A 16,089-nucleotide genomic window follows, 5' to 3' on the forward strand; every position below is an offset into this window, starting at 1 on the left:
TCATCGGGCTGATCAAGTTGTCTTAAGGAGGTGACAGGATGACTTTAGTCATCGGATTAACAGGAAGTATTGCGAGTGGTAAAAGTACCGTAGCAGAGATGTTCAAAAACATGGATATTCCTGTTATTGATGCTGATCAAATATCAAGGGATGTCGTCCAACCTGGAGAACCTGCCTATCAAGAAATTGTTAAAACCTTTGGAGAACAGGTGCTTGAAGAAGGCGGGGGGCTGGATCGGAAAAAACTCGGCAAGATTGTCTTTAGCGATGAAATGAAGCGGAAGCAGCTAAATGGAATTGTTCACCCTAAAGTAAGGGAGGAGATGATCAGGCGGCGCGAGCAGTATAAGCAGCAACAATATCAAGCAGTCGTCCTGGATATTCCATTGTTGTTTGAAAGCAACTTAACCGATTACGTAGAAAAAATTCTCGTTGTATATGTCGATGAAAGAACGCAATTAGAGCGCTTGATGGAAAGGGATCAGTCTGGGCGAGAGGAAGCTGAAGAGCGGATTCACGCACAGATCCCTGTGAAAAAGAAAGCAGAAATGGCGGATGCGGTCATTGATAATACCGGAACAATTGAACAAAGTTCACAGCAATTAAGAGACATACTGCAAGGTTGGGACATCGTATAATAACACGTCTGGGCAGACGTGTTATTTTTTGTGGAAAGTTTTCGTTCTGTATGTAAAACCGCTTACAATATGTTATACTAATCTAGGAATTACAGAGTAAAAGTATATCATATATAGGGGGCTGGAACAGCATGGGGAAAACAAAGATTGCTATTAACGGGTTGGGAAGAATTGGTCGCATGGTATTTAGAAAGGCTGTGGCGGATGAATCTATGGAGTTGGTTGCCGTTAATGCAAGTTATCCAGCTGAAACAATTGCTCACATGATTAAATACGACAGTGTGCATGGTCGTTTTCAAGGAGAGGTCAATGTCGTAGATGGGGATTTAGTCGTTAATCGGAAAAAAGTGAAATTGTGCTCAACAAGAAACCCATTGGAACTTCCATGGGACGAACTGGATATTGATATTGTAATTGAAGCAACGGGCAAGTTTAAAACAAAAGAAGAAGCAGGTCTTCATTTAGAGTCTGGAGCTAAAAAAGTCATTATTACAGCGCCTGGAAAACAAGTAGATGCGACGATTGTGATGGGTGTTAATGAGGAGACATATATGCCGGGCAGTCATGATGTCATTTCCAATGCTTCCTGTACAACCAATTGTCTTGCCCCTGTAGTGAAAGTGTTGGAAGATGAATTTGGCATCGAGAATGGTTTGATGACAACAGTCCATGCCTTCACCAATGATCAGAAGAATTTAGATAATCCACATAAAGATTTACGAAGAGCCCGCGGGTGTACTCAATCCATCATCCCGACATCCACAGGTGCAGCCAAAGCCTTAGGAGAAGTGATTCCGAGTCTTCAAGGAAAGTTGAATGGCATGGCATTACGCGTACCGACGCCCAATGTATCTCTTGTTGATCTTGTCGTCGATTTAAAAAGGGAAGTTACGGCAGACGAAGTAAATGAAACATTTGAGAGAATGGCTAAGGGTGGAATGAAAGGGATATTGGAATACAATGAAGAGCCACTCGTTTCCATCGATTACACGACTTCTTCATCCTCAGCCATCATAGATGGTTTATCTACACAAGTTATCGATGACCGTAAAGTAAAAGTACTGGCCTGGTATGATAATGAGTGGGGATATTCCTGCCGTGTGGTAGATCTTGCGAAGTATGTCGGTAATATGATGAAAGAAGAGAAAGAGGCACGTGTTTCATAAATGATCGGAACCCTATTGAATCTAAGTCCCCTTGGGAGCGGTGAGGACGGTTGTACAAAAGCCAGTAAAATATTTCTTGCAAATTAAGGGTAAACCATATATACTTTCTCTTGAACTTCTGAATTTCATATAAATTCATGTCTACTCAAAGGGTTAGGACCTCTCAGGACTAACTTTCCCCCGTGGTAGTTCATGGCTGTTATTTCAGAGGTATTGAAGTGAATGTACAAAGGGGGATCCTTAATATGGATACAATGGGAAGACACGTAATTTCTGAATTATGGAATTGTAATGAAGAAAAATTGAACGATATGTCGTATATAGAACAAGTCTTTGTAGATGCTGCTCTTAAAGCTGGTGCAGAAGTGCGGGAAGTCGCGTTTCACAAATTCGCCCCTCACGGCGTCAGTGGAGTAGTCATCATTTCTGAATCACACTTGACGATTCATAGTTTTCCAGAGCATGGATATGCAAGTATTGATGTTTACACATGCGGAGACCGCATTGACCCTAATGTTGCCGCTCAGTACATCGTCGATGCACTAGAAGCGGGTAAGAATGAAACGGTAGAAGTACCAAGAGGAATGGGACCTGTAGAAGTACAGCAGTCTCGTGCTCTATAATGCGAAAAGAAGCCACGCAGGAATCCTGCGTGGCTTCTTTTTGCATTAATCTATATAGTTATTTGCTCTGTGCTATTCGGTAGTATTTCCTTGAGAACATCTGTGAGATGTTAGATGGAGTATAGGGGCTTAAGGGAAGGGCTAGTCTAGTTCTGACACAAACACTACAAACTGTAAAAGAACCTTAGGTTTCAATAATCATTTCTTATTTTCATAAGTCATGTTAAAATAAAGGGAGATTATGTCGAATGGAATTGAAGGGGTTAGGTAAGTGAAAGCATTTATTTCCAGGTATTTCAGCAACCATTCCGAGACGAGTGAAGAGCATAAGGATTCAGCGCTTGTCACACACTATTATAAAGCCAAGCATGATGATCTTTTCCGTGCTGTTGAAGGGTTGTTTTCGTCGCCTTCAGAAATTGTAGCAAGTTCTAAAGAACGTGGAGAACTGACCGTGAAATATAAAGGGAACAGACGCGCGTTTATAGTGGCCACGATCATAATGGTACGCCCATTTCGAACGGCCGTTGACTTTTCTGTCACCACGGACTCAGGAGGTCCTGTTGATTTTGGACACAGCCGAAATCTCATCGTTCAGCTTTATAAAAAATTGGACAGTCAGTTCACAACGGTGGATCCTTCCTGAGTGCTGCCGAAAAGAAGATGATGTGGAGTTGATCATACGTGAAGTGCCCGAATTGCCACTATAAAAGTACAAAAGTCCTTGATTCCAGGCCGATAGAAGAAGGACAGGCGATCAGACGACGCAGAGAGTGTGAACAATGCCAATTCAGGTTCACAACTTTCGAACGGATTGAAGAAGTTCCACTGATTGTCGTGAAAAAAGAAGGCACAAGAGAAGAGTTCAGTCGTGAAAAATTGATGCGTGGACTGATTCGAGCTTGTGAAAAGAGACCGGTGGCCGTGGAGGAACTGGAAAGAGTAACAATGGATGTCGAGAAGGAATTAAGAAATCGTGGCGTTTCTGAAGTCATGAGTGAAGATATTGGTGAAATGGTGATGGAGCGTCTGTCTAACATTGATGAAGTTGCTTATGTTCGTTTTGCTTCCGTATATCGACAGTTCAAGGACATCAACGTTTTCATCGACGAATTAAAAGAATTAATTAAACATGAAGACAATGAATGAGCCTGTTCCGGCTCATTTTCTTTTTCTAGGATCATAGATTGTGGAAGCCATTTGTTGTTTTAGGTTTGAAATGAATTTTAGCTTCCTGTTTGAAATAGAATGAACAAGCTTTAACGATTGAAGGAGGTGGAGGCGGTGAGTTACTCTATTGGCAAACTACTCCCCGTGGACGGATTTAAGATTATACGGAATGGAGAGCTGCCTCGAAGTTTTCATCGTTCCTTATCACATTTATATCAGCCGATTGTAGGAAGGTTGGCGGTTTCGCTATATCACGTCCTGATATCGGAATCGGACATGATTGAAGGGGGGCAGGTACAGTCTCATCATACATTGATGTCTTACCTTTCTGCTCCTTTGGATAAAATTTATGAGGCTAGGGGGAAATTGGAGGCCATCGGACTACTACGAACGTTCCGCTCCATGGATGAGGATCAACAGGCGGTGTATCTGTACTCCGTACACCCTCCTTTTTCTCCTGAGGAGTTTTTTCTTGATGATATGCTCTCTTTGCTTTTGCATCATGAGTTGGGGAAGGAAAAGTATGATCGCTTAAAGAGCCGTTTATTGAATACTGGACAAACGCTTGAGGGTTTCACTGAAGTAACCGCCACTTTTGATGAAGTCTTCCATAATAAAATGATTGAAACTGTCCAAAGAGAAACGGAGACCATTGCGAAGCAGCAAAATTATCAACAAGAATCCAGAGGACCCGTTGCATCCATGAATCGAGTGGATTTCGATTGGCTGAACCATGCATTAAAGAAGCGCATGTATCCATCAGAACAAATATTGACTGGTCGCAACAAAAAATTGATTGTCCAACTGGCGACGTTGTATGACCTTTCAAACACGGAGTTGGAAAAAGCGGTCACCTGGGCTATTGATGAAAACCATTATTTAGTGGAAGAAGAGTTGAAGGCGGCCTGTCATGATTTTATGAAAGAACAAAAAAATAACAGTCAGCGGGATTCAGCTCTAGACCGCAGAGAGAAAATGAAAGTGGAAAACAAGTCAGCCAATGGTACGAAAGAGGACCAGTTTATACAAATGCTAGAGGAAATCTCTCCTAGGGAATTGCTTGAGGATGTATCCAATGGTAACCGTGCTTCTGAACAAGACCTAAAAATGATCCGTGACGTGATGACAGAACAAGGAATTGAACCAGGTGTTATGAATGTGCTTGTCCATTACGTATTATTAAAAACAGATATGAAATTGTCGAAACCTTATCTTGAGAAAATCGCCAGTCACTGGGCGAGGAAAAATGTAACGACCGTGAGACAGGCGATGAATCTGGCTAAGGCGGAGCATCAGAAATATCAGCAATGGGGGAAACAGAAGTCCCAAAAGCGTAAAAACCAAAAAGAAGAAGTCATCCCAGCCTGGTTTAAACAGCAGGACGTGCCCCAGCATGAGGAAAAGGAAGCGGTACAAGTTAATACGGATGACATAGCAGCAAGGATTAAGAAGCTGACGAACAAAGGTAATTAAAAGGGGGGATACCAATGGAACCTATCCAACAATCTTTAAAAAAATGGATGCGTAACAATGAGCAGTTTCAAAAACGAATGAACCATATGAAATCGGAAGTTATGCAATCCTCAGAAGTGAAAAAGTTGATGCAGGAGCATGTAGAATTAACGGAAGAAGCCATTGAGAAACAGTTGATTAAACTGTACGAATACCGGACTCAATCAAAAAATTGTGAGAAATGTCCAACACGGGAAGAATGTATCAACATCCTTCCAGGTTATGTTCCAAGAGTAGAAGTGGAAGGTTCTGATGTGAAGTTGATTTATGATAAATGTCGCCGTCAACGGAAACATGAACAACAGGAAGAGCAAAAGTCCTTAGTGAGAAGTCTCCATATGCCACGTGAAATTCTTGAGGCTTCATTAGAACGGATGGATCTTCAAGACCCGGATAGGGGAGCTGCTGTGGAGCGAACCGTCCACTACATTGAAGGTCTTAATGATGAATTGCCAAGTAAGGGACTTTACTTTCATGGACCATTTGGTGTGGGGAAAACTTATTTCATGGGAGCTATTGCCAATGAACTAAGCTCTAAAAATATTCCTTCCATGGTCATCTACATGCCGGAATTTGTAAGAGAAATTAAAGCATCCATCAAAGACGATTCCATGAATGAGAAGATTGAGGCATTCAAAGAAATTCCTGTACTCATGCTCGATGATATCGGGGCGGAATCTCAATCTGCGTGGTTTAGAGATGAAGTCCTCGGAAGTATCCTGCACTACCGAATGATGGAAAGACTTCCGGTTTTCTTCACATCTAACTACAATTTAAATGAGTTGGAGAAAGTTTTGATGACGAGTAACCGTGGAGATGTAGAACAAGTAAAAGCAAAAAGAATTACAGAGAGAATCCGCCAACTGAGTGAAGGAGTCCACGTGAATGGGCGGAATAGGCGAGGATAACGATTATAAAAAGGAAGTCAATAGCATGATTCCTCCCCTTGTCACATAAATATAACAGGGAATAGCCAACTTTATGTCATAGGTGCGTCATCTTTTAATGGTTGATTTCCAGAGGCTTGTCCTTGAGGTCGTCCATTGAACATAGAAGTTGAATGAAGTCGGGACGAGGGGGAATTTTGGTGTTTTGCATTCATTTTTCTAATCGTACGGAAGCGATCCTATTCTATAATGCGATTGTCTCAGAACAAAAACTTTGGATTTTCAAGGAACACAAAGACGGGTTTGATGTGAAGTTGATGAATGCTTCATTGAATGGAGCGGCTTATGTGCAGGCGATCCGCGCCTTTTTACAAGTTATTCGGAAAAGGAAAATGCTCGGATGGATGGAAGGGGTATTAAAATATCGGTACTACTACGAGGATCCACAAGAAGTTCAACGAATGCTTGAAATTGGACAGGACTTTGAAGATAAACCACCCGCAGGACTCCACCTGCCACCGATTTACCACTACTTACGAGCTTTTATCCAGGACTATTTGATTGCCAGAAGTTTTGTGGAGTTTGATGAACTCAGTGCTGCTTGTTTGCAGTCCGTCCATGACTCGCTGATTGAATATACCGGTAAAATCATTGACGAATATAAACAAGAAGAGTCTTATCAACTGATGGTGGATTCATGGCGTTATCGCGTCCATCATAAGGACACAGGCGTGCAACTGCTTCATTTGCTTGATGATGGTCGCTTGACCTACTACCATGATGAAGGGAATCCGATCAGTGAATCCGAAACAAAACTGTACATGAAGCAATATCCCGATGAAAGCATTGCTCATCTGCCGATTGAATGGCCGGTCACCCCGGCTCTTGCCCATGCCCCTGATGAGCTGATTATCTATTCAGATGAAACGGATCATTCAAATTTAGAGTTATTGATGAATATTTTTGAAGAAAAAGCTTCTTGGAGACCAAAATCACAATTTCCTTTTAAAATGGGTTGATTTCCTTTTCCTAAATGGATATAATAACGTACATATCTAAATAACGGCTTGGAAAAGGACACGAACATAAAGTGGCGCAAGACCAGAGAGAGGGGCCATCGGCTGGAAGCTCCTCGTTGACGGCTTTATTGTTTACCACCTTGGAGCTCTGTCTGTGAACAAACGATTAGTAATGGACAGCGTCTGATCCGCGTTAAGGAGAATGAAGCCGCATTGTATAACTTTGCGGGAATTTGGGTGGAACCACGAGTGATAACGCTCGTCCCTTAGCATATAAGCTGAGGGACGGGCGTTTTTTATATTTATTTAAGATAAAGGAGTGTTAAACATGTCGAATGCGATTCAAATCAAATTTCCAGACGGTAACATGAAGGAGTTTGAGAGAGGGACGACAGGCGAAGAAATCGCACAATCGATCTCCCCTGGCTTAAAAAAGCAAGCCTTGGCGATCAAATTAGACGGCGAACCTTATGATTTAAGAAGGCCGATTGAAGAAGATGGTGCCATTGAAATCTTGACATATAAAAACCCTGAAGGTTTGGAAGTGGTGCGCCACTCCTCTGCTCACTTGATGGCACAGGCAATTAAACGTCTATATGGCAACGTGAAACTTGGTGTCGGTCCAGTGATCGAAAACGGATTTTATTATGATATAGACATGGAAGAATCTCTTACACCAGAGGATCTTCCGAAGATTGAGAAAGAAATGCAGCGCATCGTCGATGAGAATTTAGAAATTGAACGCATCGAACTTTCCCGTGAAGAAGCGATTGAAAAGTATAAAGAGATCGGTGATGATTTGAAACTTGAGCTGATTGAAGCGATCCCTGAAGGAGAGCAAGTGACCATTTATCAGCAAGGAGAGTTCTTCGATCTTTGTCGTGGGATTCATGTTCCGCAGACAAGTAAAATCAAAGTCTTCAAGCTATTGAGCATTTCTGGTGCATACTGGCGTGGAGACAGTGATAATCAGATGCTGCAACGTATTTATGGTACAGCTTTTGAAAAGAAAGCTCATCTGGATGAGTACCTGCAAATGCTTGAAGAAGCAAAAGAAAGAGATCATCGTAAATTAGGAAAAGAACTCGACATTTTCACAGTCAATCAAAAGGTTGGTCAAGGATTGCCGATGTGGCTTCCAAAAGGAGCGACAATCCGTCGTACAATCGAACGGTACATTGTAGATACAGAGGAACGTCTTGGATATGACCACGTGTACACACCTGTTCTTGGAAGTGTAGATTTGTATAAAACAAGTGGACACTGGGATCATTATCAAGATGACATGTTCCCGACAATGGAAATGGACAACGAAGATCTCGTCCTTCGTCCAATGAACTGCCCACACCATATGATGATTTACAAAAATCAATTGCACAGCTACCGTAATCTTCCTGTGCGTATCGCTGAGCTCGGCATGATGCACCGTTACGAAATGTCCGGCGCACTAGCAGGATTGCAGCGTGTACGCGCGATGACATTGAATGACGCACACATCTTCGCTCGTCCGGATCAATTGAAGGATGAATTCAAACGTGTCGTTCGACTTGTTCAGGAAGTGTATCGTGATTTTGGTATCAATGATTACTACTTCCGTCTTTCCTACAGAGATCCAGAGGACAAAGAAAAGTATGTCGACAATGACGCGATGTGGGATAAAGCCCAGGCGATGTTGAAAGAAACAATGGAAGATATGGAGCTTGAGTATGTGGAAGCTGAAGGGGAAGCGGCCTTCTATGGTCCAAAACTCGATGTTCAAGTGAAGACAGCTCTTGGAAAAGATGAAACATTGTCTACTGTTCAGCTTGACTTCCATCTGCCGGAGCGCTTTGATCTGACATACGTTGGAGAAGATGGAGAAGATCACCGCCCGGTTGTTATTCACCGTGGAGTCGTATCAACAATGGAACGCTTTGTTGCTTTCCTTATTGAAGAATATAAAGGTGTATTCCCGACTTGGCTCGCTCCTGTCCAGGCGAAAATCATCCCTGTCTCCGCAGATGTGCATCTTGATTATGCGAAGAAACTTGAAGATGAGTTGCGTGAAGCTGGTGTGCGTGTGGAAGTTGATGAGCGTAATGAGAAAATCGGTTACAAGATCCGTGAAGCTCAAATGCAAAAAATTCCTTTCCAGCTTGTGGTTGGTGACAAAGAAATCGAAGACAATGCCGTCAACGTCCGTCGTTACGGAGAACAAGATTCCGCAACTAAACCGCTGGATACATTCAAACAGGAAATCCGCAACGAAATTGACCAAAAACTTCTACGCAAGTAAAAGAATAAAACCCGAAAGCCTCTCAAAAGGCTTTCGGGTTTTTGTTTTTTATACCCATTTCGCTATATGGCAGGATTGTAGAAGGCTCAGTTTCGAGATGTTTATTGAGTGGTTGGGGCTACAGGAAATGACTCGCTTTCCGCGGGAGCGCCATTTCCCTCCGTCCCTTTACGAAGGAAGATTCTCGAAACCACTTCTGAAAAAATCAGCTTGTATGATCGAATAAAGAGGGTAATATTAATTCTATCCAGTGGGCATTCAGAAAGTAAAAGCTTGATACAAAGCGTTTTATACCTACTCAAGAGGGGAGAGTGGTAGACACTCCATCTCAGTATAGGGGTTCGTTTCTCCCTTACATGGAATGGGGTGGTTGTGAAGCTGCGAGACTCCCGTGGGAGAAAGGAGATAGGCGAGATCCCACAGGAAAGCGAGTTGCTTCTCAGCCACCCCTAACGCTCAATCAGGCAACGAACCCCGGAAACATCTCGAAACTGAGTCTTCCACAATAGGGAGCTTTAGTGGAAGAAGGTGGATTGTGGGTGCTGGCTAAAAAAGGCTTGATTTTTGTGGGGGCATGCCTTATCCTAGTTAAAGTAGTCATGTCGGCGGAGTTTAGTTGTTGACATGCATCATAAGGCATGCTATTATAATTTAGGTAACTGAATGAACGGATCTAGAGACAAGTAGGAGCACCCGCTTCTCACCTGATCGACGCATAGCGCAGTTGGCAGGTCACTTATTCCTTTGATTATTAGGAGTCGTGTGGGTGCAGTATGTGTACCGACACTTTTTTTATTTGCATCAGGAAATCTTGTCGATGACAGATCTCATATAAGTTTTCTAAAATTTGTTGGAGGTGGCTCGATATTAGCAAGGATAACATGAACGTTAATGAAAAAATCCGTGCCCGTGAAGTTCGTCTGATCGACGTGAATGGTGAGCAACTTGGAGTTAAATCACGTAACGAAGCTCTTGATATTGCAGCAAATGCGAATCTTGACCTTGTTATGGTGGCACCAAATGCGAAGCCTCCGGTTTGCCGAGTGATGGACTACGGTAAATATCGTTTCGAGCAGCAAAAGAAAGAGAAAGAAGCTCGTAAGAAACAAACGGTCATCAAAGTTAAAGAAGTTCGTCTCAGCCCTGGGATTGAAGACCACGACTTTAACACAAAACTTCGTAATGCACGTAAGTTCTTGTCTAAAGGTGACAAAGTGAAAGCATCTGTCCGTTTCCGCGGTCGTGCAATCACACACAAAGAACTTGGACAAAAAGTACTTGAACGCATGGCGGAAGAGTGCAAAGACATTGCCCAAGTTGAGACCAAGCCTAAAATGGAAGGTCGTAGTATGTTCTTAATGCTTGCTCCTCTTAACGAGAAGTAAGGAATTGTATCAAGTTAAAGGAGGAAATTCACATGCCAAAAATGAAAACCCATAAAGGTTCTCAAAAACGCTTCAAAAAGACTGGAACAGGTAAGGTGAAACGTTCTCACGCTTACACTAGCCACTTGTTCGCGAACAAATCTACAAAACAAAAGCGTAAGTTGCGTAAAGATGCACTAGTTTCTGCTGGAGACTACCGCCGCATCAAGCACATGCTTCCAAACGACTAATATACATTGATTTAAATAGGAGGGATTATCATGCCACGAGTAAAAGGTGGAACAGTGACACGCCAACGTCGTAACCGTGTCCTTAAACTAGCAAAAGGTTATTATGGTTCAAAACATGCACTATTCAAAACTGCAAAACAACAAGTAATGAAATCAGGTCAGTATGCTTACCGTGACCGTCGTCAGAAAAAGCGCGACTTCCGTAAGCTATGGATCGCTCGTATCAACGCTGCAGCGCGTTTGAACGACATTTCTTACAGCCGTCTAATGCACGGTTTGAAGCTTGCAGGTGTTGAAGTTAACCGTAAGATGCTAGCTGATCTTGCTGTAAACGATGAGCAAGGTTTCGCAAGCCTAGCAGAGCAAGCTAAATCTGCTCTTAAGTAATAAAATGACAATGATAAAGAGCCATTTCCGATCGGTAGGAAATGGCTCTTTTTTATACTCGTAAACTTAGTCATTTACATAGTACATTATTTTTGGGGTTCATTTTCGAGACGTTTGTTTTTGCAAATGGTCTAGATGGGGAGGAATTTTTATGGATATTGTTATCCTTGTTGGTATATATGGAATGGTCATCAATCTGGTCCTTTTCATTATGATGGGCGTGGATAAACGTCGTTCTAAAAGAGGATCTTGGCGTATTGAAGAAAAGAAATTATGGGGAATAGCTTTAGCAGGAGGAGCCCTTGGGGGATGGATTGGAATGAGTGTATTCAGGCATAAAACGAAACATACCTCTTTCAAATTCGGTTTCCCAATCCTAAGCCTCTTCTATATCGCTGGAGCAGCCTACCTAGTGTACCGGTTCTATCTCTAGCTGCTCTGTCATATTATGTAGACAGGGAGGGGGATGAGATGGGCGAAACAACAAGTACCATTTTTGCATGGTTAGAACATCAAGAAGCCTGGGCACCGCTCTTATTTATCGCTATTCATTTATTACGGCCTTTTTTGTTTTTACCTGTTATGCTCGTTTGTATCACGGGTGGCGTTTTGTTTGGTCCGATTGCGGGAAGTGCCTATTCGGTGGTGGGTACAATGCTCTCTAGTTTATTGTTTTATCGCACCATCAGGCTCGTTCCTTCTGGCTTTAAGAAATTGAGATCCTTAAGAGAAAAATGGTTGAAAAAGAACTCTCATTTGACGGTGAAACAGGTCGCAGTCTTAAGACTTGTACCTTTTATTCATTTTCATTTACTTTCCTACTGTTTATTGGAAATCAGTGCAGACTTTAAAGAATATGCGAAGTCCTCATTGTTTGCAAACTTACCCTTGGCCGTCGTTTATACGTCTGTCGGACAATGGATCTCCTTGTTTTCCATTCCAATGATGATTCTCTTTTCGGGAGCTTTGATTGGTTTATGCTTCTTGATACGCAAAAAATATGAAGTTTTTTTATGGAGGGACTTTTTCCAGACGAGTCCATAAAGGCAAGCCTCACTCAAAGGAGTGAGGCTTTTTTTCATCGTGATTTTTTAATGGCTGAATAATTAAACGATTCATCGGGTATTTCCACTCGATGGATGCATAAGGATAGCGGATCAATATTTCTTTTTCCATAAAGTAAAGGTCTTCTCTGTCCAGACCCTGCAACTTTTCAGGGTTGTGTACACTCAAACTAATGTTAATGACTTCAAACGAATCCTCTGTGGTACCTAAGTATTTCTCTCCTTCAAAGACATGTCCCTTTAGAGTCATCAAAAAGTTTTCTTTTGTATTCTCCTTGTTATCATGGAAATAAAATTGTTTTTTGTCTCTAGCAAGCTCCAATTTTCTCCTTGGATTGACAATGAATTTATAGGCGGTATAAATAATGAAGGCTATGGCAATCAGTAAGAGCAAACGGAATAATAAGATGATCATTTCTTTCATCTCCCTGTAAACTGTTCTTTTGCTTCCATACGTATGAACGTATCCTTTTGTTTCAAAAAATGATACATTTAATTAGAAAATTTTTTAATAAGGCCTCACAGGTACTGATGCTTATTAGTAAAGCATATGGGGGATTATGTAAGATTTGATTTTGAAATGTTTCGGGGTTCCTTGCTGAGTGGAGCTCTTAGTTTCACACCATCGCATCAAAACGGAGTCTTCTAAAATTAGCTTATTTAAAATGATTATAGAAGGCTTGTTAAAGGTAATATGAAGGAGTGTCAGGGTATGAATTGGGAAAGATTGTATGAAATGCAGCGGAAACTAGATCAATATATAGAAGAGCAGCACGAGATAAAAGAAGGGCAGAAGATTGAGGAGAAAGTATTAGCTCTGCTTGTTGAGTTGGGTGAGCTTGCAAACGAAACAAGATGCTTCAAGTTCTGGAGTACAAAAGGCCCCAGTGAAAAAAGTGTGATATTAGAGGAGTATGTGGATGGAGTTCACTTCCTTCTTTCTTTAGGTTTGGATCTTGGGTATCGTCATTCATCCACTTCACTAGTGGAGTCTGATTCCCAAACAGCAGCATTTCTTTCTGTCTATTCTTCTATAGAGGATTTAAGGTTGAAACAGAATGAAAGCTCCTATGTAAAAGCTTTTTATGATTATTTAGTTCTCGGTCTTGCACTAGGGATTACCGAGAAAGAATTGATTGAAGCGTACGAAAGGAAGAACGCCATCAACTTCGAGCGTCAAGATGAAGGTTATTGATTTTTGGGAAGACTGTATTTTTGTGAAATCGCTTCAAAAGGTTTATAATATCCATTGGATAGGAAAAGGAGGAATTGTTACATATGGTTAAAAAAGACGAAACATTACAAATGTTAAAAGATTTGACGGACGCTAAAGGCGTTCCTGGAAATGAGCGGGAAGCTCGTGATGTGATGAAGCAGTACATCGCTCCTTATGCAGATGAAGTGTTTACAGATAATTTAGGCAGTTTGATCGCGAAAAAGATCGGAAATAAAAAAGGCCCAAGTGTTATGGTTGCAGGTCACTTGGATGAGGTAGGCTTCATGGTTACCCGTATTGATGACCACGGCTATATTTATTTCCAAACGGTTGGCGGTTGGTGGAGCCAGGTCATGCTCGCCCAGCGCGTGACGATCATGACACGTAATGGAGATTTGACCGGGGTGATTGGTTCTAAACCACCACACATTCTGCCTCCGGAGCAACGTAAAAAAGCCGTGGATATTAAAGATATGTTTATTGATATCGGTGCTTCAAGCAAAGAAGAAGCGATGGAGTTTGGTGTGAAACATGGAGATTCAGTCGTTCCATATTTTGAATTCACACAAATGAAAAATGAGAAGATGCTTCTTGCGAAAGCATGGGATAACCGTATTGGATGTGCGATTGCCATTGAAGTATTGAAGCAGTTGAAAGGTGAAAAACACCCGAATATCGTTTATGGTGTTGGAACCGTCCAGGAAGAAGTAGGTCTTCGTGGTGCTCGTACTTCTGCCAATGTGATTAATCCGGATATCGCTTTTGGTGTTGATGTTGGAATCGCTGGAGATACACCTGGTGTGTCTGATAAAGATGCTTCAAGTAAGATGGGCGAAGGTCCACAAATCATTCTCTATGATGCGTCCATGATTTCACATAAAGGCCTTCGTGATTTCGTAACAGACACCGCGGATGCCAATGAGATTCCGTACCAATTCGATTCTCTTGCAGGGGGCGGAACGGACTCTGGTGCGATTCACTTAAGCCATGATGGTGTTCCTGCGCTATCCATTACGATTGCAACACGCTACATTCACTCTCATGCAGCGATGCTTCATCGTGATGACTTTGAAAATGCGGTACGTTTGATTGTTGAGGTCATTAAAGGACTTGATGCAGATAAAGTCCAGGAAATAACATTTAACTAATGACGTATGATATAAAAAGCCAACCTTTTTCAGGTTGGCTTTTTCTTATTGATTTTGCTTCAATCCCTGCTCTAACGTATCAAGGATTTCTTGTCTTTCTTGTTCATCGGATTCTTTCCATAACATTTCAAAAGACACCAAGGCCAGGAAGCATTTTTTCTTCGCCTTTTTGAAGGGCATCATCGATGGTTGCTTCCAACTGTTCCGCGTTATGTCCGCTGACGTTAGAAAGAATCGCAGCTCTTAAGTTCAAGTTCATCGGTCATTCAACCTCCTTTTCTGCATAACTTCGCGAATATTCTTCTTTAGTTTGACCAACCATGGTCCTGCTATGTATGATGAATGAGAAATAAACACGCAAATGAGGGACTATTATGTTGACTTCCTTACAAAATACAAAAGTGAAGGAATGGAAAAAACTACATAAACGCAAATATAGAAATCAAACAGGAAACTTTATTGTAGAAGGCTTTCATCTCGTAGAAGAAGTGCTGAAGAGCGATTGGGAGATCGTTGAAATGATTGTCCGTGAAGGAACAGACTTTTCAATCCCTGGAGATATTCCTGCGGTAATGGTCAATGATGCTGTGTTTCAGGCAATTGCAGAAACTGAAACACCCCAAGGGATTGCAGCAATCGTCAAACAGAAGGAAGCATCTGTAGATCAAGCTGCATTAACCTTAATGCTTGACTCCGTGCAGGATCCCGGGAATGTAGGTACACTAATTCGGACAGCGGATGCAGCAGGATTCGACCAGGTGATTTTAGGTTCCGGTACTGTGGATGTTTACAATGATAAAGTCATCCGGGCGACGCAAGGATCTATCTTTCACATTCCCGTCATCACGGGCGAGCTAGAAGACTTTGTAGAACCGTTGAAAAAAGAAGGGGTGCAGATTTGGGCATCTGCTCTGAAAGATGCTGCCCCTTTTCAACAACTGCAAGCTCCTTCTAAAGCTGCACTCATTGTAGGGAATGAAGGTCAAGGGATCCAGGAGAACCTTTTGGACCAAGCCGATCAACGGGTCTATATCCCGATTTATGGACAGGCCGAGTCCTTGAATGTAGGAATCGCAGGGGCTGTTCTTATGTATCATTTAAAGGGATGAGGTTGCATCCTTAGTCTTCTTTGACTATAATATATTCAGTTGATAAAAATTAAACAATGAAAAGCAAAGAAAGAGCAAAGTAGATGATGTAAATCGTTATAGGGAGGAAGCACCTTGGACTGGAAGTGCTTCTAACGTGGCATGCATCGAAATTTCACTCTGGAGCTGGCCGCTGGCCCGGATTATATCCGTTATTTTCATCAAAGTGGGCACATGTAATGTGTCAACAAGGGTGGTACCGCGAAACGACCATACAAGTC

General features: G+C 42.0%; 18 protein-coding genes, 1 pseudogene and 2 other annotated features (1 of these 21 only partly in view). Of the genes and pseudogenes, 17 read left to right on the top strand and 2 right to left on the bottom strand.

The features are described from left to right. The first annotated feature begins 38 nt into the window (after nucleotides 1–38). The 14 genes from coaE (at nucleotide 39) to LC065_RS10575 (ending at nucleotide 12,336) form a co-directional block, all read left to right on the top strand. Nucleotides 39–638 (top strand): dephospho-CoA kinase, encoded by a 600-nt coding sequence (gene coaE / locus LC065_RS10510; RefSeq protein ID WP_226591394.1) that lies wholly within the window; start codon nucleotides 39–41, stop codon nucleotides 636–638. Nucleotides 639–769: 131 nt separating this feature from the next. Further along, nucleotides 770–1,804 carry a glyceraldehyde-3-phosphate dehydrogenase gene (locus LC065_RS10515; protein ID WP_226591393.1) on the top strand — a complete coding sequence of 345 codons (1,035 nt, stop codon included), beginning with the start codon at nucleotides 770–772 and terminating at the stop codon, nucleotides 1,802–1,804. 245 nt (nucleotides 1,805–2,049) lie between these two features. Further along, entirely contained in the window at nucleotides 2,050–2,427 is a 378-nt protein-coding gene (gene speD, locus LC065_RS10520; RefSeq protein ID WP_264187743.1) for an adenosylmethionine decarboxylase, read from the top strand. A 271-nt stretch (nucleotides 2,428–2,698) separates the two neighbouring features. Beyond that, entirely contained in the window at nucleotides 2,699–3,073 is a 375-nt protein-coding gene (locus LC065_RS10525; RefSeq protein ID WP_226591391.1) for a cytosolic protein, read from the top strand. Between the two features lie 38 nt (nucleotides 3,074–3,111). Continuing rightward, nucleotides 3,112–3,576: a transcriptional regulator NrdR gene (nrdR, locus tag LC065_RS10530; protein WP_226591390.1), complete on the top strand. Its 465-nt coding sequence runs from the start codon at nucleotides 3,112–3,114 to the stop codon at nucleotides 3,574–3,576. A gap of 135 nt (nucleotides 3,577–3,711) precedes the next feature. Next, entirely contained in the window at nucleotides 3,712–5,070 is a 1,359-nt protein-coding gene (locus LC065_RS10535) for a replication initiation and membrane attachment family protein (protein WP_226591388.1), read from the top strand. A 14-nt stretch (nucleotides 5,071–5,084) separates the two neighbouring features. Beyond that, on the top strand, nucleotides 5,085–6,017 hold the full coding sequence (gene dnaI / locus LC065_RS10540) for a primosomal protein DnaI (protein WP_306163397.1): 933 nt from the start codon (nucleotides 5,085–5,087) through the stop codon (nucleotides 6,015–6,017). 179 nt (nucleotides 6,018–6,196) lie between these two features. Then, nucleotides 6,197–7,015: a sporulation protein YtxC gene (gene ytxC / locus LC065_RS10545; protein WP_226591385.1), complete on the top strand. Its 819-nt coding sequence runs from the start codon at nucleotides 6,197–6,199 to the stop codon at nucleotides 7,013–7,015. A gap of 328 nt (nucleotides 7,016–7,343) precedes the next feature. Next, the gene (gene thrS, locus LC065_RS10550; protein WP_226591384.1) at nucleotides 7,344–9,290 is read left to right on the top strand and encodes a threonine--tRNA ligase; all 1,947 of its coding nucleotides are present in this window, start codon (nucleotides 7,344–7,346) and stop codon (nucleotides 9,288–9,290) included. A 675-nt stretch (nucleotides 9,291–9,965) separates the two neighbouring features. Further along, nucleotides 9,966–10,089 (top strand) — a sequence feature (ribosomal protein L20 leader region). Nucleotides 10,090–10,171: 82 nt separating this feature from the next. Continuing rightward, nucleotides 10,172–10,675, top strand: a complete 504-nt coding sequence (gene infC / locus LC065_RS10555; protein WP_035509569.1) for a translation initiation factor IF-3 — start codon at nucleotides 10,172–10,174, stop codon at nucleotides 10,673–10,675. Nucleotides 10,676–10,707: 32 nt separating this feature from the next. After that, a complete protein-coding gene (gene rpmI / locus LC065_RS10560; RefSeq protein WP_079479460.1) occupies nucleotides 10,708–10,905 on the top strand; it encodes a 50S ribosomal protein L35 in 198 nt (65 codons plus the stop codon). Between the two features lie 30 nt (nucleotides 10,906–10,935). Further along, nucleotides 10,936–11,292, top strand: coding sequence for a 50S ribosomal protein L20 (rplT, locus tag LC065_RS10565; RefSeq protein ID WP_089650567.1), 357 nt, complete (start codon nucleotides 10,936–10,938; stop codon nucleotides 11,290–11,292). Between the two features lie 151 nt (nucleotides 11,293–11,443). Continuing rightward, nucleotides 11,444–11,725: a DUF1294 domain-containing protein gene (locus LC065_RS10570; protein ID WP_264187741.1), complete on the top strand. Its 282-nt coding sequence runs from the start codon at nucleotides 11,444–11,446 to the stop codon at nucleotides 11,723–11,725. A gap of 38 nt (nucleotides 11,726–11,763) precedes the next feature. Next, a complete protein-coding gene (locus tag LC065_RS10575; RefSeq protein ID WP_226591383.1) occupies nucleotides 11,764–12,336 on the top strand; it encodes a TVP38/TMEM64 family protein in 573 nt (190 codons plus the stop codon). A 9-nt stretch (nucleotides 12,337–12,345) separates the two neighbouring features. Here LC065_RS10575 and LC065_RS10580 read toward each other — a convergent pair whose 3' ends face one another. Continuing rightward, a complete protein-coding gene (locus LC065_RS10580; protein WP_226591382.1) occupies nucleotides 12,346–12,771 on the bottom strand; it encodes a sigma-w pathway protein ysdB in 426 nt (141 codons plus the stop codon). A 297-nt stretch (nucleotides 12,772–13,068) separates the two neighbouring features. Here LC065_RS10580 and LC065_RS10585 point away from each other — a divergent pair, with 297 nt between their 5' ends. Together LC065_RS10585 and LC065_RS10590 are read left to right on the top strand one after the other, a co-directional pair. Next, complete coding sequence (locus LC065_RS10585) at nucleotides 13,069–13,551, top strand: dUTP diphosphatase (protein WP_226591380.1); 483 nt, start codon at nucleotides 13,069–13,071, stop codon at nucleotides 13,549–13,551. 83 nt (nucleotides 13,552–13,634) lie between these two features. Beyond that, nucleotides 13,635–14,720: a M42 family metallopeptidase gene (locus LC065_RS10590; RefSeq protein ID WP_306163398.1), complete on the top strand. Its 1,086-nt coding sequence runs from the start codon at nucleotides 13,635–13,637 to the stop codon at nucleotides 14,718–14,720. A 45-nt stretch (nucleotides 14,721–14,765) separates the two neighbouring features. Here LC065_RS10590 and sspI read toward each other — a convergent pair. Continuing rightward, nucleotides 14,766–14,979: pseudogene (sspI, locus tag LC065_RS10595) on the bottom strand (small acid-soluble spore protein SspI). 115 nt (nucleotides 14,980–15,094) lie between these two features. Here sspI and LC065_RS10600 point away from each other — a divergent pair. Further along, nucleotides 15,095–15,829 carry a TrmH family RNA methyltransferase gene (locus tag LC065_RS10600; RefSeq protein ID WP_226591376.1) on the top strand — a complete coding sequence of 245 codons (735 nt, stop codon included), beginning with the start codon at nucleotides 15,095–15,097 and terminating at the stop codon, nucleotides 15,827–15,829. Nucleotides 15,830–15,886: 57 nt separating this feature from the next. After that, nucleotides 15,887–16,089, top strand: a binding site (T-box leader) (it continues 11 nt past the right edge of the window).

Source organism: Halobacillus litoralis (assembly GCF_020524085.2).
Classification (GTDB): Bacteria; Bacillota; Bacilli; order Bacillales; family Halobacillaceae; genus Halobacillus; species Halobacillus litoralis_E.